This window comes from Litchfieldia alkalitelluris (genome assembly GCF_002153425.1).
GTDB lineage: Bacteria > Bacillota > Bacilli > Bacillales > Salisediminibacteriaceae > Evansella > Evansella alkalicola.
On record NZ_KZ119600.1, the window covers coordinates 3,046,487 to 3,069,507 of the forward strand.

General features: G+C 34.9%; 26 protein-coding genes. 12 read left to right on the forward strand and 14 right to left on the reverse strand.

The window, feature by feature from the left end:
- Positions 1–165: 165 nt before the first annotated feature.
- The gene (locus tag BW724_RS14660) at positions 166–1,551 is read left to right on the forward strand and encodes an MFS transporter (RefSeq protein WP_088075932.1); all 1,386 of its coding nucleotides are present in this window, start codon (positions 166–168) and stop codon (positions 1,549–1,551) included.
- Between the two features lie 106 nt (positions 1,552–1,657).
- Positions 1,658–2,344 carry a hypothetical protein gene (locus tag BW724_RS14665; protein ID WP_088075933.1) on the forward strand — a complete coding sequence of 229 codons (687 nt, stop codon included), beginning with the start codon at positions 1,658–1,660 and terminating at the stop codon, positions 2,342–2,344.
- Here the strand turns inward: BW724_RS14665 and BW724_RS14670 are convergent.
- The 6 genes from BW724_RS14670 to BW724_RS14690 form a co-directional block, all read right to left on the reverse strand.
- Positions 2,316–2,672 (reverse strand): Na-translocating system protein MpsC family protein, encoded by a 357-nt coding sequence (locus tag BW724_RS14670; RefSeq protein ID WP_088075934.1) that lies wholly within the window; start codon positions 2,670–2,672, stop codon positions 2,316–2,318. The genes BW724_RS14665 and BW724_RS14670 overlap by 29 nt on opposite strands.
- Before the next feature lie 113 nt (positions 2,673–2,785).
- The gene (locus tag BW724_RS14675; RefSeq protein ID WP_088075935.1) at positions 2,786–3,997 is read right to left on the reverse strand and encodes an L-lactate MFS transporter; all 1,212 of its coding nucleotides are present in this window, start codon (positions 3,995–3,997) and stop codon (positions 2,786–2,788) included.
- Positions 3,998–4,252: 255 nt separating this feature from the next.
- The gene (locus tag BW724_RS14680) at positions 4,253–4,510 is read right to left on the reverse strand and encodes a hypothetical protein (RefSeq protein WP_088075936.1); all 258 of its coding nucleotides are present in this window, start codon (positions 4,508–4,510) and stop codon (positions 4,253–4,255) included.
- A 109-nt stretch (positions 4,511–4,619) separates the two neighbouring features.
- A complete protein-coding gene (locus tag BW724_RS24295) occupies positions 4,620–4,745 on the reverse strand; it encodes a hypothetical protein (protein ID WP_268876154.1) in 126 nt (41 codons plus the stop codon).
- Between the two features lie 63 nt (positions 4,746–4,808).
- Positions 4,809–5,900: a D-alanine--D-alanine ligase gene (gene ddlA / locus BW724_RS14685; protein ID WP_328588719.1), complete on the reverse strand. Its 1,092-nt coding sequence runs from the start codon at positions 5,898–5,900 to the stop codon at positions 4,809–4,811.
- Between the two features lie 58 nt (positions 5,901–5,958).
- Positions 5,959–7,077: a UDP-N-acetylmuramoyl-tripeptide--D-alanyl-D-alanine ligase gene (locus BW724_RS14690; RefSeq protein WP_088075938.1), complete on the reverse strand. Its 1,119-nt coding sequence runs from the start codon at positions 7,075–7,077 to the stop codon at positions 5,959–5,961.
- A gap of 241 nt (positions 7,078–7,318) precedes the next feature.
- Between BW724_RS14690 and BW724_RS14695 the strand changes: the two genes are divergently transcribed.
- The 3 genes from BW724_RS14695 to BW724_RS14705 all read left to right on the forward strand — a co-directional run bounded on the left by BW724_RS14695 (position 7,319) and on the right by BW724_RS14705 (position 10,338).
- Positions 7,319–8,665: a YheC/YheD family endospore coat-associated protein gene (locus BW724_RS14695; RefSeq protein WP_088075939.1), complete on the forward strand. Its 1,347-nt coding sequence runs from the start codon at positions 7,319–7,321 to the stop codon at positions 8,663–8,665.
- 56 nt (positions 8,666–8,721) lie between these two features.
- A complete protein-coding gene (locus tag BW724_RS14700; RefSeq protein ID WP_088075940.1) occupies positions 8,722–9,003 on the forward strand; it encodes an acylphosphatase in 282 nt (93 codons plus the stop codon).
- Positions 9,004–9,183: 180 nt separating this feature from the next.
- Positions 9,184–10,338 carry a YheC/YheD family endospore coat-associated protein gene (locus BW724_RS14705; RefSeq protein WP_176371419.1) on the forward strand — a complete coding sequence of 385 codons (1,155 nt, stop codon included), beginning with the start codon at positions 9,184–9,186 and terminating at the stop codon, positions 10,336–10,338.
- A 25-nt stretch (positions 10,339–10,363) separates the two neighbouring features.
- On the opposite strand, the gene BW724_RS14710 is transcribed toward BW724_RS14705, so the two are convergent.
- Together BW724_RS14710 and BW724_RS14715 are read right to left on the reverse strand one after the other, a co-directional pair.
- On the reverse strand, positions 10,364–11,476 hold the full coding sequence (locus tag BW724_RS14710; protein ID WP_088075942.1) for a YheC/YheD family endospore coat-associated protein: 1,113 nt from the start codon (positions 11,474–11,476) through the stop codon (positions 10,364–10,366).
- Between the two features lie 199 nt (positions 11,477–11,675).
- Positions 11,676–12,116: a hypothetical protein gene (locus BW724_RS14715; protein WP_088075943.1), complete on the reverse strand. Its 441-nt coding sequence runs from the start codon at positions 12,114–12,116 to the stop codon at positions 11,676–11,678.
- Between the two features lie 182 nt (positions 12,117–12,298).
- On the opposite strand from BW724_RS14715, the gene BW724_RS14720 reads away from it, so the two are divergent.
- Positions 12,299–12,979 carry a BMQ_0737 family morphogenetic spore coat protein gene (locus BW724_RS14720; RefSeq protein WP_088075944.1) on the forward strand — a complete coding sequence of 227 codons (681 nt, stop codon included), beginning with the start codon at positions 12,299–12,301 and terminating at the stop codon, positions 12,977–12,979.
- Between the two features lie 182 nt (positions 12,980–13,161).
- Positions 13,162–13,833 (forward strand): hypothetical protein, encoded by a 672-nt coding sequence (locus BW724_RS14725; protein ID WP_088075945.1) that lies wholly within the window; start codon positions 13,162–13,164, stop codon positions 13,831–13,833.
- 32 nt (positions 13,834–13,865) lie between these two features.
- Here BW724_RS14725 and BW724_RS14730 read toward each other — a convergent pair whose 3' ends face one another.
- Together BW724_RS14730 and fabI are read right to left on the reverse strand one after the other, a co-directional pair.
- A complete protein-coding gene (locus tag BW724_RS14730) occupies positions 13,866–14,219 on the reverse strand; it encodes a DUF1360 domain-containing protein (protein ID WP_088075946.1) in 354 nt (117 codons plus the stop codon).
- Positions 14,220–14,454: 235 nt separating this feature from the next.
- Complete coding sequence (gene fabI, locus BW724_RS14735; RefSeq protein WP_088075947.1) at positions 14,455–15,234, reverse strand: enoyl-ACP reductase FabI; 780 nt, start codon at positions 15,232–15,234, stop codon at positions 14,455–14,457.
- A 174-nt stretch (positions 15,235–15,408) separates the two neighbouring features.
- Between fabI and prpE the strand changes: the two genes are divergently transcribed.
- Positions 15,409–16,152, forward strand: a complete 744-nt coding sequence (gene prpE, locus BW724_RS14740; protein ID WP_176371420.1) for a bis(5'-nucleosyl)-tetraphosphatase PrpE — start codon at positions 15,409–15,411, stop codon at positions 16,150–16,152.
- Positions 16,153–16,219: 67 nt separating this feature from the next.
- Here the strand turns inward: prpE and BW724_RS14745 are convergent, their stop codons facing one another.
- From BW724_RS14745 to BW724_RS14760, 4 genes are all read right to left on the reverse strand, one after another.
- Positions 16,220–17,131 carry an RluA family pseudouridine synthase gene (locus BW724_RS14745; protein ID WP_088075949.1) on the reverse strand — a complete coding sequence of 304 codons (912 nt, stop codon included), beginning with the start codon at positions 17,129–17,131 and terminating at the stop codon, positions 16,220–16,222.
- Positions 17,128–17,922 carry an NAD kinase gene (locus BW724_RS14750; protein ID WP_088075950.1) on the reverse strand — a complete coding sequence of 265 codons (795 nt, stop codon included), beginning with the start codon at positions 17,920–17,922 and terminating at the stop codon, positions 17,128–17,130. The genes BW724_RS14745 and BW724_RS14750 overlap by 4 nt, the downstream gene beginning before the upstream one ends.
- Before the next feature lie 21 nt (positions 17,923–17,943).
- Positions 17,944–18,582 carry a GTP diphosphokinase gene (locus tag BW724_RS14755; RefSeq protein WP_088075951.1) on the reverse strand — a complete coding sequence of 213 codons (639 nt, stop codon included), beginning with the start codon at positions 18,580–18,582 and terminating at the stop codon, positions 17,944–17,946.
- A gap of 103 nt (positions 18,583–18,685) precedes the next feature.
- Positions 18,686–19,066 (reverse strand): UPF0738 family protein, encoded by a 381-nt coding sequence (locus BW724_RS14760; RefSeq protein ID WP_088075952.1) that lies wholly within the window; start codon positions 19,064–19,066, stop codon positions 18,686–18,688.
- Positions 19,067–19,265: 199 nt separating this feature from the next.
- Here BW724_RS14760 and BW724_RS14765 point away from each other — a divergent pair, with 199 nt between their 5' ends.
- The 4 genes from BW724_RS14765 (at position 19,266) to BW724_RS14780 (ending at position 22,173) form a co-directional block, all read left to right on the forward strand.
- The gene (locus BW724_RS14765; protein WP_088075953.1) at positions 19,266–19,850 is read left to right on the forward strand and encodes a CYTH domain-containing protein; all 585 of its coding nucleotides are present in this window, start codon (positions 19,266–19,268) and stop codon (positions 19,848–19,850) included.
- A 23-nt stretch (positions 19,851–19,873) separates the two neighbouring features.
- Positions 19,874–20,494 carry a lytic transglycosylase domain-containing protein gene (locus tag BW724_RS24375; protein WP_088075954.1) on the forward strand — a complete coding sequence of 207 codons (621 nt, stop codon included), beginning with the start codon at positions 19,874–19,876 and terminating at the stop codon, positions 20,492–20,494.
- 339 nt (positions 20,495–20,833) lie between these two features.
- The gene (locus tag BW724_RS14775; protein WP_088075955.1) at positions 20,834–21,217 is read left to right on the forward strand and encodes a globin domain-containing protein; all 384 of its coding nucleotides are present in this window, start codon (positions 20,834–20,836) and stop codon (positions 21,215–21,217) included.
- 35 nt (positions 21,218–21,252) lie between these two features.
- On the forward strand, positions 21,253–22,173 hold the full coding sequence (locus tag BW724_RS14780) for a ClpXP adapter SpxH family protein (RefSeq protein WP_088075956.1): 921 nt from the start codon (positions 21,253–21,255) through the stop codon (positions 22,171–22,173).
- Positions 22,174–23,021 lie beyond the last annotated feature (848 nt).

Genomic DNA, 23,021 nt, shown 5'->3' on the forward strand with positions numbered 1-23,021 from the left:
GAACATATCGTTGCAAATCAGTGACGAAAACGTGACAAAAATCACACCTTGAATTTTAGTACTTTTCTTCTTCGTTGACAGATGTAAAATTTCTTGTTTAAGATAGATAGGGATATTTCTATTCCCGAAATATTTTCCTCTAATTAAATGAAAGAAGGTTTACGCATGGATACAACAAATCAAGAGATAAATGCCTCCCAAAAGAATAAGTTAACCCTTCTTCTTTGCATCATTTTAACTTTTACAGTCATGAATGGAACAATGTTTAATGTGGCCATTCCTGATATTGCAGAGGAGTTCCAACTTCTTCCGTCACAGGTGAGCTGGGTAATGACAGGGTATATATTAGTATTTGCCATTGGATCATTAATGTATGGGAAACTAGCTGATATTTATCCAATTAAGACACTTCTAACAATAGGAATTATATTGTTTGCCAGTGGAGCCACACTTGGATTTATTTCTCCAAACTATTCCACATTACTTGCAGCAAGAATATTACAGGCAATGGGAGGAGCAACCATCCCAGCATTATCCTTTATCATACCAGCTCGTTTCATGCCTAATGAGCGTGGGAGAGTTTTTGGAATTGTAGCTTCTACGGTTGCGTTTGCTTCAGGAGTAGGGCCTATTGCTGGTGGTTTAGTCGGAGGAGCCTTTAATTGGAGATTTTTGTTTATCTTTTCCATGATTTCCATTATTGCAATTCCGTTTCTAAGAAAATGGCTTCCAGATGAAGAGATTCGCCCTGGAAAAGTGGATATTATTGGAGCTATTATCATTGCTATTGCTATTTCCAGTACACTTATGTTTATTACAACACTAAGCATAATTCCTTTAGTTGTAGCCATTCTTTCCTTTGGATTATATACGTGGAGAGCCTTCACACATGATCAACCTTTTATTCAACCTGATATGTTGAAAAACAAGTATTACTCTACCACTATTCTGACTAGTTTTCTCGGTACAGTATGTATGTTTGGAATGATATTTGTTATACCAATCATGGCAAGGGATCTCTATTCACTGAGCACCGTTCAGATAGGCTTTCTGCTTTTCCCAGGTGCCATGGCAGCAGGGATCATTGGTCAATACGGTGGCAAACTTATTGATAAACACGGGAGTTATCCAATTTTGCGGGTAGCATTTTTGTTAGTAATCATAGGAAGCTTCCTTATTTCAACATTTATCGGTTTACCAGCTTGGGTAATTGCAGCATCAATTTTAATTCAATATATGGCTTTTCCATTAATTCAAAGCTCTACAGCGAACCTACTTACTGTCATTATTCCAAAAGAAAGAACTGGAGTTGGCATCGGTTTATTCAATTTAGTAAACTTCCTTGCAGGTGCTATAGCTAGTGCAATATTTGGTTCCATTTTAGACTTAGAGAATACTTCCATACAGCTAAACCCACTTGGTCAGAATGGGCCAAATATCATTTATTCAAACTTGTTTATTGGGTTAACTGTGTTATCAGTCATTGCTGTAACCATATTTTCATTAGTCTATAAAAACAACAAAGAAGTAAAAGCAGCTAGAAATAATTAACTAAAACGAATGTTTATTTAAGATCCTAATAAGAAAAGCCGGGCATTAAACCGCCCGGCTTTTGTTGTTCTTGGTCCTGATCATAACCTATAAAGATAACGGGCTCTTGAAACTCTTACCGTATTTACTCAAATTGCTTCGCCTAGTCAGTTCAGTCTCCATTTTGAAAAAAATGAAGACTCAAATTGCTTCGCCTCCTCATTTCAGTCCCCATTTTGAAAAAATGAAGACTCAAATCGCTTCCCTTCCTCATTTCAGTCTCCATTTTGAGAAAATGAAGACTCAAATTGCTTCGTCTCCACATTTCAGTCTCCATTTTGAGAAAATGAAGACTCAAATCGCTTTGCTTCCTCATTTCAGTCCCCATTCTGAAAAAATGAAGACTCAAATCGCTTCGCTACTCCAGTTCAATCTTCATTTTGAGAAAATGAAGACTCAAATTGCTTCGCTACTCCAGTTCAGTCTTCATTCTGAGAAAATGAAGACTCAAATCGCTTCCCTTCCTCAGTTCAGTCTTCATTTTGAGAAAATGAAGACTCAAATTGCTTCGCCTCCACATTTCAGTCTCCATTTTGAGAAAATGAAGACTCAAATCGCTTTGCTTCCTCATTTCAGTCCCCATTCTGAAAAAATGAAGACTCAAATCGCTTCGCTACTCCAGTTCATTCTTCATTTTGAGAAAATGAAGACTCAAATCGCTTTGCTTCCTCATTTCAGTCCCCATTCTGAAAAAATGAAGACTCAAATCGCTTCGCTACTCCAGTTCATTCTTGAAAAGGGTCCGATAACCTGAATACAATTATTCTTTCTCCTGTACTTGTACTTAGATCTGTATGAAAACATTTTACCTTATATCCCGTAATGGAATGTATTAATTTATTTAGATTTGAAACATCCGTCTCAACCAAATCACACCGTGTCTTTTTTACTGTAGATTTACCTTCTTTCGTCTGGCATAGGGCATATTCAGCAGGAGTTAATACTCCTTGAAGCGTCACAATAATCATGTCCCTTAAAATATCTGTTTTAACTGAAACAGATCCCCTTCCAAGATAATCCTTTTCCCACTGTGTTAGGGCTTTACTTATTTCAGCTTCTATTGATCCTTTAGTCCGTTTCATCCTATGCCCCTCCAATTTAAATACGTACCACTTTAAGGTTTTGGATACTGCTATGAAAAAATTCTATCGACAATTAATATAGAAGTCAACGTAGGATCATATTTTCACTGTTATTATGCAGATTGTTCTTTTGGTACAATATATACTGTCTCTTCCTTTTTAGCTATAGGGGTTGATATTAACTTAGCCAAAATCATTGCAATAAAGCATAGTAATGACGAAATAATAAACGCTTGAGTAAACGAAATAAAGTTAATAATAAAAGGCCCTACAAAAGCTGATATTCCATACGCCTGATAAAGCAGACTATAGTTACCACCAATATTTCTAGTCCCATAAAAATCTGCTGTAACTGAAGGAAAGAGTGCGAGAAAGCCACCGAAACAAAAGCCGATAATCGATACTATAGTGATAAATAGTAGGTAATTTATCGATCCAAACGCCATATAAAGCATAACCAATCCAGTTAAACCATAGATCACCATCAACGTATTCATTCTTCCAATCCGATCTGATACTTTCCCTAATACAATTCGCCCACCTGCATTAAATAATGCAATTACAGTTACTGCATTTGCTGCTTTTGTCATATCTAATTTTGCAATCTCTACACCAATATCCACTGCGTAGCTTATCACTAATAACCCCGTCATTGATCCGAATAAGAACATGATCCATAATAAATAAAATTGATAACTTGCCAACATTTCTCTTGTTGAATATTGCTTTGGTTTTATAAAATCACCGTTTTCCTCCAGTTGATTTTCTTCGGTTACAGGTGGGTTCTTCAAAAGCTGCGCCCCCGCAACTACAAATAATAAGTATATTAAGCCGACCCAGAAAAAGGACGAGGAAACACCTACACCTTCAATCAATCTAGTAATGATGGGCTGAAATATTAAGCCTCCTAGACCAAAACCCGCCACTGCAATTCCACTAATTAACCCTCTCTTATCTGGGAACCATTTCACACAGGCTGACAATGGACATACATAAGCCATACCTATTCCTATTCCACCGACAACTCCATAATATAAGTACAATTCAATTATGGTTGTTGCTTGACTTGCTAACATTAATCCAATTCCTAAGAACACACCACCGAGAGTAGCTACCAACCTTGGACCAATCCTATCCTGTAACCTACCTGCAAATATTGTTATAAATGCAAAGACAGCAATTGTAATGGAAAAAGTAATGACAACTTCTTCCCTTAGCCATCCAAAGGCCTCCATTAATGGTTGATTGAACAAGCTCCAAGCATATACTGCCCCAAGATTTATTTGAATAATTACTGCACCAAGTACGACAAACCAACGATTCATTCCCTTCTACCCCCATCTCCATAAAAAAAGACCGACGCAGATTAAATAATCACGTCGGTCTCTTATTTACTCACAAAAATGTGTTTAAATGAAGCAACCATTTCATATATTTGAAGATTAAAATAGAACATACTTAGTAAAAATGAGTTCCTCCAACCCCTGTTAATAACATTGGTGAAAGCTCTCCATACTATTTTTTAAATTATAATCGACTTAAAACGATACTGTCAACTAGGCATTTAGTATTTTACAACACTAAATAATCTCATCGACGTAATGTCCTTTTCCTGATAACTTGTTTTCATATATTCTTCCTAGTTGCATTTCCTTCATTTTATTTACTTGTTCAAATTCTAATTCCAAATTCCCTTTCGAATTTGGAAGCCCTTTTAATGAATCATTAAAAACAATGGGGTGCAATGGTGGTGTAGAAAAGCTTTTTTTGTTTTCTAAATGATGTCTATATCCATAAATCATCGTCTGCTCATCTCTAACTGGTGGAATGTAACCCATATAAGTCCCTCCATTCTACAAGAAAAGACAGAATTTTTAAAATATTGACCTCATTATAATTATATCCTAATTTCATTATGAAATAAATCATATTTAACTATTATTGTGCTTACCGATTTTTTATTCTTTTCCTTCCTCCACATCCGCAACCACCGGTTTTTTTCACATGACCTCCATCGCTTTTTCTTACACGTCGTTTAACTGGTACATATACTTTCGGACTTCTTTTTTTCATTAGACTAAACCTCCCCCATTTCTGTGCTATATAACAATATATGAGCAATGTAAATGATTGGCACTAAACAGAATGCCTACTTGCTCCCCTCTCAATTGCTAACCTAATTAAATCATCTATAAGATCCTTATAACATCTTCCACTAGCCTCCCATAGTTTTGGATACATACTTTGCTTTGTAAATCCTGGTAGGGTGTTTATTTCATTTATGATTAAATCGTTATCTTTTGTTAAGAAAAAGTCTATCCTTGCCAATCCTTCACACTGTATAGCCTCAAATGCTTTTATTGCTGTCAGCTTCATTTTTTTAACTACCGTATCCTCTAGTACTGCTGGAACAATTAATTGGCTGTCTTTTTCATCTATATATTTAGCTTCATAAGAATAAAATGAAGAATTGGTCATTACTTCACCAGGTAAAGAAGAGATTGGATAATTATTTCCTAACACTGCACATTCAATTTCTCGTCCATCTATTGCTTCCTCTACAATAATTTTATTGTCATAACTAAACGCTGCCTCAATTCCTAGATGAAACTCGTCTTCAGATTCAACTTTGCTAACACCTACAGAAGATCCTTGATTGGCTGGTTTTATAAACACTGGTAATCCTAATTGTTTTTTTATTTTCTTAAAATGGATATTATTTTCCTCATTCTTTGTAAAGGTAGTATAATTGGCTACTTTTAACCCTGCATGCAGTAATATTCGTTTTGTAAAATCTTTATCCATACATATTGCTGAGGCCAATACAGAGGAACCTACAAAGGGCATGTTGGTTATACGGAATAGTCCTTGCATACTCCCATCTTCTCCTCTCCCTCCATGAAGTAGAGGAAATATAACATCAATCTTTCCCAGAACCTTTCCACTAGGCAACTCTATAAATGGATAAATATGATTGCCTGGAATTAATGCAATCCTCTTGTCCGATTTTACTAACTCGATTGAATTTGGGTCATGGCTATTTTTTATACATGAATCCAAATTATCATAAAGGTACCATTTCCCTTCTTTATCAACACCAATTAAAACAACGTCGTATTTTCTTTTATCAATAGAATGAACAATACTCTTCACTGATTGCAAGGAAACTTGATGTTCTGTTGAGTTCCCCCCAAAGAGTATAGCCACTTTTTTCTTCAAAAAAAACACCTCCTGAAATACAACATTACAGTTACAGTAGATTTTCTGAGCATGTCTTCATAATGACTCATTTTCTTTTTTGATTACGGAGACTATAATTTGCAATATATTCAGATGTTTCTTTCATATACATGCGATGAGATCCTTTCACTAAGATGACTATATTTGGTGTAATATGATATTTTAACAATCGGTGTAATGAAGAACGGTTTTTAAATGAATGGATATTCCTTCTAGGAAAACCAGATGCAATTGCTCCCTTTTTTATCCCTTCTGCTTTTTCACCTAATGTAAATATCCTATGAACGCCTTTATTTGCTAAATATTTACCGACTTCAGAATGTCCTTTCTTAGTGTAGCTTCCTAGCTCAAGCATGCTTCCTATTACTGCAATTTTTTGCTTTCCTATACCTAGGTTTACGAGTACATCAGTTGCCGCTTTTACTGATTGTGGATTTGCGTTAAAAGTATCATCTATTAATGTAGAATTTTCTGGTAGATTAATGACTCTCAACCTACGACTCGGAGGTTTAAAATTTTTTAAACCTCTTCTAATTTCATGTGGAGAAAAACCTAGCTTTCGGGCTATTGCAACTGCAAATAATGCATTAATTACATTGTGTTCACCAAATGTGGGAATAAAAAAACTTTCTAATCTATTATTCAAGTAGACTTGAAAACTCATACCATTTCTCTCATATTTAATATTTCTTCCTTGATAATGTGCTTTATTTTTTATTCCGACTGTAACAAGATAACCTTTAAATAAGTGAGTTGTTAATAATTTTGAATTTGGATCATCGTTATTTAAAAGCAATATTCCCTTTGGATTCATATATTTAATCATCGCAGATTTTTTTTTAGCTGTTGCACTTATACTATTTCCAAGCCTCCCATAATGAGCAGTACCTACGTTAGTAATCACTCCAATTGTTGGCTTTATATGATTAAAGTGATATTTGCCGGCAGCCCTGCCTAAACCCATCTCTAAAATAACTGCTTTATGATATGGTCTAATTTTATTGACCATCTCCTTTGTATGCTTAGGCAGATTCCTATTTCCTGGTGTTTTCATTATTTTAGTCCACTTCGTTTTGAGAATAGAATTGATAAACGCTGTGGTAGTAGATTTCCCAGCGCTCCCCGTCACTCCGATGACAGGAATTCTCTGTTTATTCCTTGCCATAAGCTCTCCTCCTTATAAAACTTTCACTCCCATTTACGTGTATTTCATATTATTTTTGTAAGAAAAGCTTGTGCAACAAATTGCCTATTTTCTCCAAAAAAGGCTGATTACATATCTTTTTAATAGACATATGAATGAAAAAATACAATTGTTGCTTCTATTGTGAACAGTAATCCAAACGGAAGTATACTCGTCTTCATAGATTGGATAAACGAGTCGAAATTAGGAGGGCTATCATAAAATGAAGATAGAGTGGTTACAAACTTCAAAGAAGAATACGCTCTTTTTATCCGAACAAACAAGAAAAAACTATAATCTAAAAAAAGATAAAGTTACGCTTCATTATGGAGCATGGAAAAGGAGAATGTTTATTAAAACTAAAAATGACTTATCTAGAGGAACATTTGGAATTCCTAAGGGGTTATTTGATCATTACACTGTACCTTCAGACTTACAGTACCAAGTAATGAAGAAGGGAAATTCTATTTTTATTGGTCCAATCATTGCTTTTGTCCCAAAATTAAGTACTATAAAGAAACTGAAAACAAAGGATTTAAAAAAATTTAATAAAAGAATGACAAAATATCATGAAATTAAAGGTCTGGTTTTTATTTGTGGTTCAAACGATATTAACATAAAAAACCAATCAATTTCGGGCTACTACTACAATCCAAATGTAAAGAGTAAAGAATCCAGTTGGGTTTATGGGACTTTCCCTTATCCAAGTGCGGTATACACCAGAACACACTTGAAGAAAAAAGTTAAAAAAGAGCTTGTTAGAAAGATTGGTACTTCTATTTTTAATGATATTTTCAATAAATGGACATTTAGAAATATTGTCCACTCCAATAAAGAAACTAGAAAATTCTTACCACATACTGAGCAATTTACGGATGTTGGACAAGTAAAGAGATTGTTGAAAAGGTATAACACTATTTATCTGAAACCACGCTATGGCTCATTAGGTAAAGGCATTGTCATGATTCGAAGAAGGAAAAGGTCCTACGTATTGATGGACCCCTATAGAAAAAAAAGATCTTTTAGTAATTGGTCTCAACTTCATGATTTTTTAAAAAAGTTTTTGACAAAAAATTATATAATCCAACAAGGAGTCCCAACAAAATATCAAAAACGTAACGTTGATTTTCGTATTTATATGCAAAAAGACAAAAATAGAGAATGGCAAGTACAAGGGTTAGTTGCGAGAGTGGCAAAAAAAGGTAGTGTAATCACAAATAGCCACCATCGATATAAAGCCTTATATGGACATGAACTAATAAAAAAGATGTTTTCATTAAGTCAAGAAGAAACAAATAAAGTTATCACAGAAATAAATAACGCATCTATCAAAGTTTGTAAAGTAATTGATAAGAGTGACAAAAAAATTGGGGATGTTGCACTCGATTTAATCATAGATAAAAACCTAAAGATTTGGTTTCTTGAATTAAACCTCAGATACCAACATACCACATTCAACAACAACCAATTCCCAGATATATACAAAAAGATCATGCCAGTGCCACTTGAATACGCAAAAACCCTTTCTGGCTTTGATGAAAATAAAAATGATCGAACGATATTTGAATAGGATGTATCTATAATATCCATGTTGTTTACTATACCCTTAACGAAAGGAAGAAATATATGGAGACAAAACGGTTTATTGTTTACGGTAAAGTTCAAGGAGTTGGATTCAGAAAATTTACTAGAAAACATGCCCGCTTAAATAATATTGTAGGCTGGGTCAGAAACAATCCTGATGGAACTGTAGAAATTCTAGGAAGGGGCTCGGCTTCTAATATGCACAATTTTATCGAAAAAATTAAAAATGGACCAAAAAAAGCTATTATCAAGGATCTGAAATTCATTTCTCACACTAGTAAAACAAGTTTAAAAGAATTTATAATTCTTTATAATTCCAAATAAAATCTATTAAATTTAATGAGGCACTTATTTGAGCTGAATGGTGAAAAGTGTCTCTTCTTAAGGTGCTTTTCTGTTATTCATTCAAATGCTGTTGTAATTGTCTATACGCTCTAAGTCATGCATTCATATACTAATTTTGAAATAGGGATATCAAAACTACAAACAAAAAAGGTGATACTAATGGAGGAAAACACAAAAGAGCAAACTACAATTATTGGCGTTTTTTTGCCTAGTAATAGTATAAACAAAATAGAAAAAAATAAAGGGAGTTTACTTTGGAGGGAAATGGTGGAAGCAAATAAAAATTGGCAAACAACCCTTTATTTTTTTTGCGAGAAAGATATTGATTATAATACTAAGGAGATTAACGGGATCTATTTTGATACCCACCTAAACAAATGGACAAGAAACCAGTTTCCATATCCCAATATACTGTACCGCAGAGTAAGTACTTTAAATCAAGAGAAGTGTCAAAAGTTTTTGAAGCAGATAGAAGAAAGGAATATAATGATTATTAATTATGATAGAATTTTTAACAAATGGGACCTTCATCAGCAGTGTTCAAACAGCTCATTTTTCTCTAAATACTTGCCAGAGACCATTGATTACGAAAATAGGAAAAGTCTCTTGACGATGCTCAATAAATATAAAGAACTATATTTAAAGAAATACTGTAGTGGGCAAGGAAAAGATGTATTGAAGGTGATCAAGTTCTCTCCGAGCCATTATGAATGCCAATACTTCAGAACAAGATTAAGAATTAAAACATTTCGAAGTTTTTCATCACTAGTGAACTATGTAGAAAGTTTTTTTCAGAATAAAGAATTTATTATACAAGAAGCCATTCGTTTTCAAACATATAACGGACGGCCATTTGACATCAGAGCGGAATTACAACGGGATATTAATAATCAAATTAATATAACGGGCATTACAGTACGGGCTGGCAAAAAAAAATCACCTGTTACAACACATGGGAATAGTTACAAGTTAGAATCCTTCTTTATAAAGAAATTACACTATACAAAGAAAGAATTTATTCAATTAGAACAGGAAATGAATACATTCTTAAAAGATGTATATAAAAATATTGAGAAGATTTATGGATCTTGCGGAGAATTAGGAATTGACTTCGGAATTGATCAGGATCACAAACTATGGTTTATTGAAACGAACGCGCAAACGAAAAAAGTGTCATTACGTAAGGCTTATGGAAGTGGAAAAGTACGAGAAACTTACAACCACTTGCTTGGTTATGCAAAATTACTAACAGATAAGCCTGAATTATTTAACGAAGGAAATATGGTATCTTTAAATTCACAAAATGTTTCCTAATAGGAAAAGGCGGATTAATTTTTGATTAAATTAATCCGCCTTTATTATTTGCAATATATTTAGCATACTCTAAAAGTGCGACGTATGACATTCTCATTCCATCATCACCGAATGCCTTTTTAAGAGATACTTTTGCTGACATGGAATTGCACTCTATATACCATATATCCCCTTCTTGGTCTATTCCAAAATCTATCCCTATTTCACCACATTTACCGTATATACTTTCAATTGATTTGTACGTTGTCTCTAAAAATTCCTTAACTTTCTTTTCTAATAAAGAAAATTCCTGTTCATCGTATTTCATCAATGTCTTGAAAAAGTAATCATAAGGATAACTAAATGCATGTGTTGTAATTGGAGAACTCTCGCTTCCTGCACGAGCACTAATAGCAATAATTTCAATATTTCCTTTCCCGTTTCTCTGGACCTCCGCACGAAAATCAACTAACCTATTACCATAAGAAAGTAAATCAATTCCTGGCTGCATTAATATTTCATCAGTATAGAAATAATCATCTACTTTATTAAAAAGTTCCTTATACGTTCTAACATTTTTTCTTACAAGTTTTTTTGAATAATAACTATACTCAAACTTGTTAGAATTTATTTTTTTCACACGCATTATTTGCTTTCCACGAGCACTTTTATAAGCTTTTAGATAAACTGTTGTGTAATTTTTTAACATCTTTTTTATTCCAACTTTTGAATTGTAGCGTTTTGTAACTGGTAAATAGGGGGTCATGTCTTCCAATTGACTTAACCCTTGATAAACCTTCCATTTATTAAAGCTATTTTCATAATTCAATCGTTTCACTTTATGGTCCTTAAGCAACTTTTTTAGCCTAGAATATTTAGGTTTATTTAAACTAGCTGTTCGTCTATATATAACATGTGGGATTGGGAACTTTTTTTCTCCCCACCTACCAGTTTTATGATTATAAAAGACTCCTGTAATGTTTTTATTTATAAAATCAACCTTCTTTAAAGTAAAAAAGTATACTTGTATATCCACCTTCTTTAATGCACCAACTAGTGTTTGTTTTGAGAGTTTGTTTTGTTTTAGTTTTCTTAAATGTCTTGAATTAGTAAGAATACCTAAATACGTATTTTCCGAAGCTACCATGTCATTATTCATCTACCTTCCGTCTATTTTACTCAAAAGAAAATACTGGAAAACAGTTATAATTACTTCAATATCGTATTCAGTTGATTATCTATCTGTGAAAAGTATGCAGTAAATAGACATTACTATTGGTGACATAAGGTAAAGAATACCTTTGAAGCATGAAAAACACTAATGCCCTATTAAGGAAACATTAGTGTTTTAACTATTTTTAATTTTTCTTATATTTTCTTTGCTGTGCTTCCTTTTGAACATTCCGCGTAAACCAGTCAACTCCTTCATTATCTATTGTTGAATCCTCACTACTTAATACTTCACTATTGTTATCACTATGTTTATTATTTTCCTTAAGACTTTCTAACTCTTCATTCAATGCATCTCTCATTTTATTTACTTCATCAAGCTTTTCTATTAATTCTGCATTTTCCTTTTCTTTCCTGTCCTTCTCTTCATGTACCTCTTTAAAGCTCCTTTCTAACAATTTGTTCCTACTCTCTAAAACTTGATTTTTTTCTTTGAGTTCCTCTAATAATTGATAATGATAATTATTCTGGTAATCAGCGATTTTTTGACGACATTTAGATAATTCCGATTGTAGGTGGATCACCTTCTGTTGTAACTGTGTAGTTGTAAGTGATTTTTTTCTTTGCACTCATTTCCCCTCCCTGAAATAGATTAGATGATACTGTGACCGACACTATTATATGTTCCTTTTTGCCCAAAGTTGCTAACCTGAGCCCAACAATTGAAAAACAAAGTACAAATATTACACTTTTTCATATGATGAAGTAGTCCCGATAAAAGAATATTATTAATGAAAGGATGAATACAATAATGTCCAAATTAGAACGTCTTTGTGTAAGGGTTCCAAAAGTATACGATTGGGTCACGCGTCAAGTAGATAGAGAGCGTCAATTTGATAGTCTTGATAGGTTAGCCTTTGTATGTAACGATATTGAAGAAAACGATGAAGTTGATCCATGTGAATTCTTAAATGATGATGAAGATTTTATCGTAAATATAATTCCTACTGACGAAGATGGAGATGAAATTGACGCGTCCGAAATTGATTGTCGAGAAGTAGGTCCTAGACAAGACATTTTTGTAGAAGAACTAGGAGTAGAGCTACAACTCGTTAAGTTGAAACTAGAAGGATTCTATGTAGTCGAATTGAGAAACGAAGTAACTAATGAAGTTGTATGTGTGTCTAGCCCGATACCATTCTGTATCCCACAAAAGTTTTTATTATGTGCGCCTGAAGGAACTGAAATTAACTGTCATATCTTTGATTTCTTTGGAAATGGTGTACTTTGCTGCAGCAACGGTGAATTTGTCGAGTTAGCCGTAACAAAAACATTTTGTCTCTCAGTCCAAGCAGAGGCAGATGTAAAAGTAGAAATAGAAGGACGTCTTTGCAAACCTCGTGAGGATATGATAGAGCCTATATTCGAGGAGAAATGTCCAAAAATCACGTTCCCACCACAATGTCCAGAAATCTTTCCTCCTAAACACTAAGCTACGGGACTACAAAAATCAGATTGATGTTTTCATCAATCTGATTTTTTGTTTTTATATCCTTCTCAACACTGAGGATGGAAGCATAAATAATTACCAATTATAATCAAAATCTTATACTTACCCCCATATTATATGCATACATATTTGGTATAGCTATTCTAAAAGGGAGGGCAAAATAAATGTCAAACAAATATCAAAAGATAATAAAAAATAAAGATGATAAAATAACACAACTTAATCAAAAAGTACTACATTATCGTTCAGAGCTAGAAAAGTATAAAAGACAAATTATTAACCTCGCAAAACAGGGAAAACAATTAGAACCGGAAGAGACACTCGAAGAAAAAAGAGAAGATTTGTTTAAAGAGGAATTCGAAAAAAATGTATTACCCGTACAATCTTATTTTTCCTACTCATCGTTTTTCGAAGGTTCTGTAGAAGAGGAGAACAGAGTTGACATATTTGGAAATTTTGTTTTTCAAAACATATCTGATCAAGTGTTTATTGAGCCTGTTATTTGCTTTCGAGTAAAACCAATAGGCAAAGTAAATTTTGGGGGTAAAATTAGTGCAAAGCAGCCACTAACAGATGATTATTTAATTGAAGAAAATGAGGAATGGACTTATTCACAAAAAAATTGGAGAGAAACAGTGAATGGAAAAGGAGAGCATTGGATAAAGCCACTCCATTTTCAAGAATTGAAGCCCTTTGAGACTAGGAAGTTCTCAAACTTTAACATTTCAGTTGAACATTCACCTGAATACTCTCATTACTTAATAGAAGGTTTCTTTTATGCTCGTAATTACAAAAAGGGTATTCCAGCAGTAAATTCTATATCCTTATATCTTTAAAAAAAATGCCCACTGCTTAGGTATTTTTTGCATCATAATAGCCATTTCACAATGATTGACTCAATAATAGCAGCTAATCCTGCTGCTGCAAGAATAATGATGATAACGGAAAAAACATTAGGCACCAAAACATATCCAATCCATAAAATAATACTTGACCATATCCCCATACACCAATGACAAGTTATCAATTCACCTAACCATTTTCTCCAACCTTTTTCGTTAATCACAATTACAGTTTCTTCATTTCCATCTTCATCCACTTCCTGTTCATAGACAACAATTACTTTTCTAAAAAATTCTGTAATGCTGTCATATACGAAAAGATGGGTTAACCTAGCAACTGCTAAAGAGAATACTACAAAATGAAACATTCCAAATGTCATATAATGCATCTCCCCAATTAAGTCATTTACTCTTTCCATATATTCATATGAACAAAGAGAAGTATTGGGGAATATAATTTGAAATGTCTCAATAAAAAGAGCCTGGGCCATAAGTGTTTTAACATATGAATAATCCGAACATTGCTTCAAAAATATACTACGCTATTGTTAATATTGTTCGTATTTTCAGTTAAACACTTAGATATGTCCCAGGCTTTTTATCACTATTACAATTTTACATTAATCCAATTGTATTGTACCCACCATCCACATGTAATAATTCACCAGTGATACCACTTGCTAAATCACTCATTAAGAATAAAGCTGTGTTCCCCACTTCTTCTTGTGTGACAGTTCGTTTTAATGGTGCCTTTTCTTCCATTTCCTTTAAAACTTCGTTAAAGCCACCAATCCCTTTTGCCGCAAGTGTTCGAATTGGCCCTGCGGAAATAGCATTTACTCGAATGTTCTCTTTTCCAAGATCATTTGCCAAGTATTTTACACTTGCATCTAATGATGCCTTCGCAACACCCATGACATTATAATTCTTCACTACCTGCTCACCACCGAGATACGTCAACGTGACGATACTTGCCCCTTCAGTCATTAATGGACGTGCCGCTTTAACAACAGCAGTAAGGGAATATGCACTAATATTTTGTGCCAATAAAAATCCGTCGCGCGTTGTGTTTAAATATTCTCCAACAATTTCATCCCTATTTGCAAAGGCGATACAATGGGCAATCCCGTGAACCTGCCCAACTTCTTCCCCAATTTGTTTAAAGGCAGATTCAATATCTTCATCATTGGAAACATCACAAGGTAAAATGAGAGAATCCTTCCTCTCTAATGTATCAGCTAATTCCTTCACGTTTCTTTCAAAACGTTCACCTGCGTATGTAAATACTAATCTTGCACCTGCCTTAGAGAGAGATTCTGCTATCCCCCAAGCGATACTTCTTTTATTTGCTACGCCCATAATTACATAGGTCCGGTTTGATAAATCAATTTTCATGCTTAAAACCTCCCAATATCATATCAGTTGTTATTAGTACCTAGTGCTAATTTTAACTAGTTATATGTATTTAGTCAATGCTAGTTAACAATTCCATTAGAGAATTATTAAGAATTTCCAATTTTTTCGTGATGTTATATATTATATTTTAGGAAGACTATGCTTAGGGGGGATATGATGTACGATATAATTGGAGATATACATGGTTGCTTTCAAGAAATGAACGAGCTATTAGATAAATTAGGATACGAGCTTAATGACGGAGGTTTATCACATCCAGAGGGGCGTAAACCTGTCTTTCTTGGAGACTTAACAGATAGGGGACCTAACTCCATTGCTGTAATATATGCCGTTTGTCGTTGGGTGAAGGAAAGTAATGCACTATATTGTCCGGGAAATCATTGTGATAAACTATACCGTTATTTTCTTGGAAGGAACGTTGTAATTAGCCACGGACTTGAAACTACTGTAGCAGAATTAGAGGTACTAAACAGTAAAGAATTTAATCATATTTCATCACTTTTTAAGAATTTATACGAATCATCACCTCTATATTTAATGCTAGATCATAATAACCTCGTTGTAACCCATGCTGGAATTCGACCCAACGATATTGGTAAAACTAATAAGAGTGTAAAGACATTCGTTTTATATGGTGACATTACTGGTGAAAAGCACCCTGATGGGAAACCTGTACGTAGGGATTGGCCGAATAAGTATGACTATTCGGCAACAGTTGTTTATGGACATAGTCCTGTGAAAGAGCCACGAAAGGTTAAAAATACGATCAATATAGACACAGGGTGTGTCTTTGGTAATCAGTTAACAGCCTACCGTTGGCCAGAGAAAACTTTTGTATCCACGCCCTCTCACCAAGCCTTTGTAGAAGAAAAATTCCGCCCATTCGATCCATACTAGCATGTTCAAATGGGCGGAATTTGTTTAAAGTTTATTGTCATTTTTATCAGCATTGTCCCTCTAGCCTCTAGCTATTACATTGTGCAATATAACCCAACATATCAGTAGGAAGATTAGTTTCAAACGTAAAATACCTTTCGACAATTGGATGATAAATATCTAGCCTAGAAGCATGTAGCCCTTGACGGGAAAGGCCTTCCCTTATCCCCCCATATAGTGTGTCTGCTATCAGGGGGTGCCCTAAATGGCTCATGTGGACACGTATTTGATGCGTCCGACCTGTCTCTAATGTTAACTCCACTAGAGACGTATTATGATATACATTTATGATTTGAAAATGGGTTACTGCCCTTTGACCGTCTGGTCGTACTACTCGTTCTATAATACTCCCATCCTTCCTCCCTATAGGAGAATCAATTGTTCCAGATTCAACTGTCAACTGCCCATGAACAAGGGCTCTATAAGTTCGCTTAATTTCCCCTTTATTTTGCATTCGGACAAATTGATCGTGGGCATATCTGTGCTTAGCAATCATCAATAAACCAGAAGTATCTTTATCCAAACGATTAATTGCATGAAAGGTTGATGGTATTCCACACTGCTGGTAGTAAAACAAAACCGCACCTGCTAATGAATGTTCGTTATGAATAGATGGTACGGTTGGTAAATGCGGTGGTTTATTAACAATTAGAAGATGATTATCTTCATGAACTATGTCTAAATGTAGATAAAATGGCTGTATCACACCACTTACATTCTCTGCTGGGAAAGTAATTTTTACGATATCACCCTTTTTTAATAGATGCCTCACAGTAACTGGGGCATCATTCACCTCAATATTCCCACCGCCATACTTTATGTCTGCAAGAGTTTTTCTTGAAAGTTGTTTCCTAGCTCTTAAAAATTCCCTAAGAACTAATCCCTCCTCTGAATTAGATACAGTCCAGGTCATTGTCAGCAGTTTGTTTAGTGGTTTCATTCGGTAATAAAGGACTCCTTCACCCTTTTCCAGAATGGGAACGGACGGAATCTGGCAAAACGTATTTTTTCCTCTGCAACTCTACATTGAATAGATTCTACATTTTGCTGTAATAAAGTTAAATGATCAAGTGTTACCTGAAAATCAACAGAACTAACAGGCTTTAGCAAACATGTATGGTGCTGAGGTAAAACTAAGGGCGAACCTATGGTCCTATATACACGATTATTTATAGATGCCATCTCAGCTAATTGAAGGCAAGGAATAGATGGGTGTACAATCGCTCCACCTAGAGCTTTATTATAAGCTGTACTTCCGGAGGGTGTAGAAATACACAATCCATCACCCCTAAAGGTTTCAAACAAATTCCCTTTAATTTCAACGTCCATCACTAAAGAACCTTCCATACTCCTAACCGAACATTCATTTAAGGCTAAGAACCTTTCAGACTGCCTTTCACCATGATGCCTAATTATGACTTCTAACAGGGGGTATTCCACTACTTTAAACGGTGTTTCCGCAATATGTATGACAAGTTTTTCCACTTCTTCTGGCTGCCAGTCTGCATAAAAACCAAGATGTCCTGTATGTACTCCAACGAAAGAAGTATCTGAAAGCCTATGAGTATATTGATGGTATGCTTCTAATAACGTTCCATCTCCACCAACAGATATGACAACATCTGGCTCTTCGCTATTGTACGTTAATTGAAATTCCTCTAAATAGCGTTTTATTTTATTTGAAATTTTATTTGAATCAGCGTCACCACGGGAAAATACAGTAAAATTCATTTTAGTTTCCTTTCCAAAGCATTAAGTATCTCTACGCATAGAATTTTGTGTTCTAGAAATGATTTGTTGTGCATCTTGTACCTCACCACGGATTTGAGACATCTCTTCATCTAATCTGAATGCTGCCTCTGCAGCCCTTTCTAACCGTTGCTCAATTTCCTTTGGTATCTTCCCCTCATATTTATACTGCAAGGAATGCTCAATTGTAGCCCAAAAGTTCATAGCGAGTGTACGAATTTGTAATTCAACAAGGATATCCTTTTCCCCACCTTCAATCATTTGCACAGGGTACCTTAAAACACAATGATAGGAGCGATAGCCACTTCTCTTTTTATTTTTAATATAATTACGTTCTTCCACTATTTCAAAATCAGTTCGCGCCCGTACTAGCTCTAGTACTGTGTGAATATCACCTACAAACTGACACATCACTCTCACTCCAGCTAAGTCCTGCATTTTCTCCTCTAGCTCATTCAATGGAATATTTTTCCGCTTTGCTTTTTGTAAAATACTTGAAACAGGTTTTACTCTTCCTGTTACAAATTCTATTGGTGTATGCTTTGAAGATAGCTGATATTGTTCCCTGATGCCCCTCAACTTAATTTTCAACTCATCAACCGCTTGTTTATATGGGGACAGCATTGTATCCCAATCTATCATGGTTATCACCGCCAAGCTATAATAAAAGTGCCATCTGCTTTGTTTACACAAGGTACCGTAATCTCACCATATGCGACTTTACAAACGAGACTAATTGAGCAGTTTAATTAAAAACATCCTCCACTGCTTGCACCATTGAATCACCGTAATTACTATTCCCACGGATATTTTCTATTAGTGCATGTAGTTCACTCCAAAAATCTTCTAGTTCAAATTCAATCACATGATCTTCATTTACGAATGATACCCACATGGCGTTTGTTTCACGTCTTATTCTTTCTAATGTACCCCACACTGTTTTTGTAAAGCGTAGATGGGAATAGCCTTCTGGATGATCTAAAATATAAACAAACTCATGCCTCTCTGAATCAACTAAAATTTGGCTCGTAGGCTCTAAGCCTTCGACTTCATTCATATTTGTATATTTTACTAGTGCATAATTTACATTGTCTCTTATTTCTATGTCTTCTACAATCCACTGCATTCAAGAATCCTCCATCATATAATTTACGTTTAGTGTATCATATTAAGCTAATTTTACCATTAAAACCTAAACGATTGGTACATCTAACCAATTGTATTATAAGCGAGATATATGGGGTGTTCAAACATTTTCTTCTTATTGTAAATGCCCCGATCATATGGAATAATATAAGCTATGAATATATGGTGTAGGTGATATCATGCAACAAGAAGTAGAAATCGAATTTAAAAATCTATTAACCGAATCAGAATTTTACCAACTAAAGACCGAGTTTTCAATTGATCAAAAGGATTTTAAGAACCAAATCAATTATTATTTTGAGACACCTAATATGGAGTTAAAAAAACATTCTAGTGCACTACGAATTAGAAAAAAAGGGAATAATTTTGTACTTACATTAAAAGAGCCCCATCCTGATGGTTTATTAGAGACACATCAAAAATGCTCTGAAGAAGAAACTCTAACAGCAATAAACAATGGTGCCCTCCCAAGTGGAGATGTTGTTCTTCAAATTGAAAAGTTACTAAACAAAAGTAGCTTAACATTTAAATTTTTAGGTGAACTACAAACGGAGCGTGCTGAAGTCTCTCTGGAACAAGGGCTGCTCGTATTAGACAAAAGTAGTTATCTTGATGTTTCAGATTTTGAACTAGAATTTGAGTGTGGAGAGAGGAAAGCAGGGGAACAATTCTTTCATGAGCTACTAAGAAAATTTGATATTCCATTAAGAAAAACACCAAACAAGATAAAAAGATTTTATGATAGAAAAATGAATCTCCTATAAAACGAAATAATGGAGGAAACTTGATGAAAACGATTTGGACAAGTGATTATTATCAATGGCAAATACTCCGCTCATGGGGAGAAAAGCAGTCTGGAAGGCTCTCTTCACCATCATTACAAGTTGACAGTCCCTTCCAAAGCCTATTATATAAGAAACTTGAGCTTACACTTAATCAGCCCCTTCAGAACAAAAGTGTACAAAGTTCCGTACCTAGCTCTTCTGACTTAAAAAGTATCAGTCATCGTGATGAGGCATTCATGCCATATATTAAAGAAGCTTCTGAAAAATATGGAGTGGACCAACGATTAATATATGCTGTCATTCAGCACGAATCTGGCTTCAGGCCTCATGCTGTCAGTCACGCAGGAGCTAGGGGGTTAATGCAGCTCATGCCACAAACAGCTAGGGGACTAGGAGTAACAGATAGTTTTGACCCAAGACAAAATATAGAGGGTGGAACAAAATATTTAAGATCTATGCTAGATAGATATAATGGCGACACTTCCCTAGCATTGGCAGCTTACAATGCAGGACCTGGGAACGTGGATAAATATGGTGGAATCCCGCCATTTAAAGAGACAAGAAATTATGTACCAAAAGTCTTGAAGACATTTAACGAGTTAGCTAATACGGCATCTATATAACTTTTACAAGTTTAAGATAACCACAAGCGCCTCTGGTCACAAGGGCACAAACGAAGAGCCCCGCAGTGAATTGGTCTTGAAACTAGAATAAATATTTATCTAAATAAACATCGCCATTGGCGGTGTTTATTAATTTTTTTGTACTTAATACGACATTAATTGCATAAAATTACCATTACCACTGTGCATAACTTGTATCGATAATTCACATTTGTTGATGACAGGCAAGATGCTTGCTACAATAAGCATAACTTATAGAATATAAATGATAAAACTTCAGAAGATATTAAAAGAATTATAAATAAGTGCTTATTCTCTTTAAAACAAAAGGAGCATTGTATGAATGACGAAAATAAACAGACACCTTTCGACATGATTGGTGAGGAGACACTTAGTGAACTAGTGGATCGGTTTTATGAACTTGTGTCAGACGACCCAAACCTTTCCCCAATATTTCCGGACGACCTAACTGAAACTGCGCGTAAGCAAAAACAATTTTTAACACAGTTTCTTGGGGGGCCTTCCTTATATTCTAGGGAACATGGACATCCAATGCTTAGGGCAAGACATATGCCTTTTCCGATCACACCTACAAGGGCAGAATCATGGTTGAATTGTATGAAGTCAGCCTTAGATGAAACAGATGTTGATTTAGCGGTAAAAGAGTATATCTTTGAACGCTTGACCTATACAGCAAAACACATGATTAACACAAATGAATGACAACAAAAGCACTTTTAAGCAAGGAGGGATGGCCCATGTCACGAAAGGAAGAGACATTTGTATGCGATGATGAATTAGGACTATGCTGTCCTGAAGAACCATCTTCCTTTTATCTACCTGAAAGAGGAAAGAAGCCAATTGAAATTTATATCTTTATTGATCCATTATGTCCTGAGTGCTGGGCTTTGGAACCAATTATTAAAAAGTTACAAATGGAATATTCACCATATTTCACTTTAAAAACTTTTTTAGGAAATGAATTAAAATCACTTAATCAACCATGTGGTTCAAAAAATGGTTCACAATTAAAACAATTAGCTAAAACTTACAACGAAACTGCTAAAAGAACTGGAATGCCTTGCGATGGTGATGTGTGGACTGATAATACATTCACACCTTATAACGCTATTATTGGGGTAAAGGCTGCAGAGCTACAAGGGAAAGCGATTGGATTTAAATATCTTCGTAGGTTACGAGAAGCATTGTTCTTACACAAAAGGAACATAGCTTCTAATGAGGTTTTAATTGACTGCTCCAAAGAAGTAGAAGGTATGGATATTGAAGAATTCAAGAAAGATATCCATTCTCAAAGCGCAACAAAAGCTTTTCAGTCTGATGTAAAAACAACGAAAGAAATGGGTGTTACTTCAGTTCCTACATTAGTATTTTTTAATGACGATGTAGAAGAACCTGGGCTAAAAGTTACAGGATTATACGATTATCACGTTTATGTTAACATCATGGAAGATATGTTAGATAAGGAAATGGAGAAGTGTCCTCCACTACCTCTTGAAGCGTTTTTGAAGTTTTATTCTCTAGTAGCAGCTAAAGAAATTAGTGTAGTATTCGATTGGACGCTTGAAGAAGTGGAAAAACAGATGAAGAAATTACAAATTAAGAATGTAGTAAAAAAGGTTCCAGTAAAAAATGGGACGCTTTGGCAATATATTGAATAATTTCGCCTGATAGGAAGGCTGTCCGTAAAGCATTAACTTTTGGGCGGCTTTTTTTACTGGCAATCCATTTAAAGAGGTGCAAGAACGCTATAGACTAGACATTAAAAAGAGCAATAGTGAGAATCTCGCGTGAGATTGACTGCTTATCGAACGCGAAAATGAACAAAAGTGGGAAACTCGCGTGAGATACCTAGCTTATCGAACGCGAAAATCAACAAAAGCAAGAAACTCCCGTGAGATACCTAGCTTATCGAACGCGAAAATCAACAAAAGCAAGAATCTCCCGTGAGATAGAGCGCTAATCGAACGCGAAAATCAACAAAAGCAAGAAACTCGCGTGAGATACAAAGCTAATCGAACGCGAAAATCAACAAAAGTGAGAATCTCACGTGAGATAGAGCGCTAATCGAACGCGAAAATCAACAAAAACAAGAAACTCGCGTGAGATACAAAGCTAATCGAACGCGAAAATCAACAAAAGTGAGAATCTCACGTGAGATAGAGCGCTAATCGAACGCGAAAATGAGCAAAAGTGAGAATCTCGCGTGAGATACCTAGCTAATCGAACGTGAAAATCAACAAAAGCAAGAATCTCGCGTGAGATACCTAGCTTATCGAACGTGAAAATCAACAAAAGCAAGAATCTCGCGTGAGATACAAAGCTAATCGAACGCGAAAATCAACAAAAGTGAGAATCTCACGTGAGATAGAGCGCTAATCGAACGCGAAAATCAACAAAAACAAGAAACTCGCGTGAGATACAAAGCTAATCGAACGCGAAAATCAACAAAAGTGAGAATCTCACGTGAGATAGAGCGCTAATCGAACGCGAAAATGAGCAAAAGTGA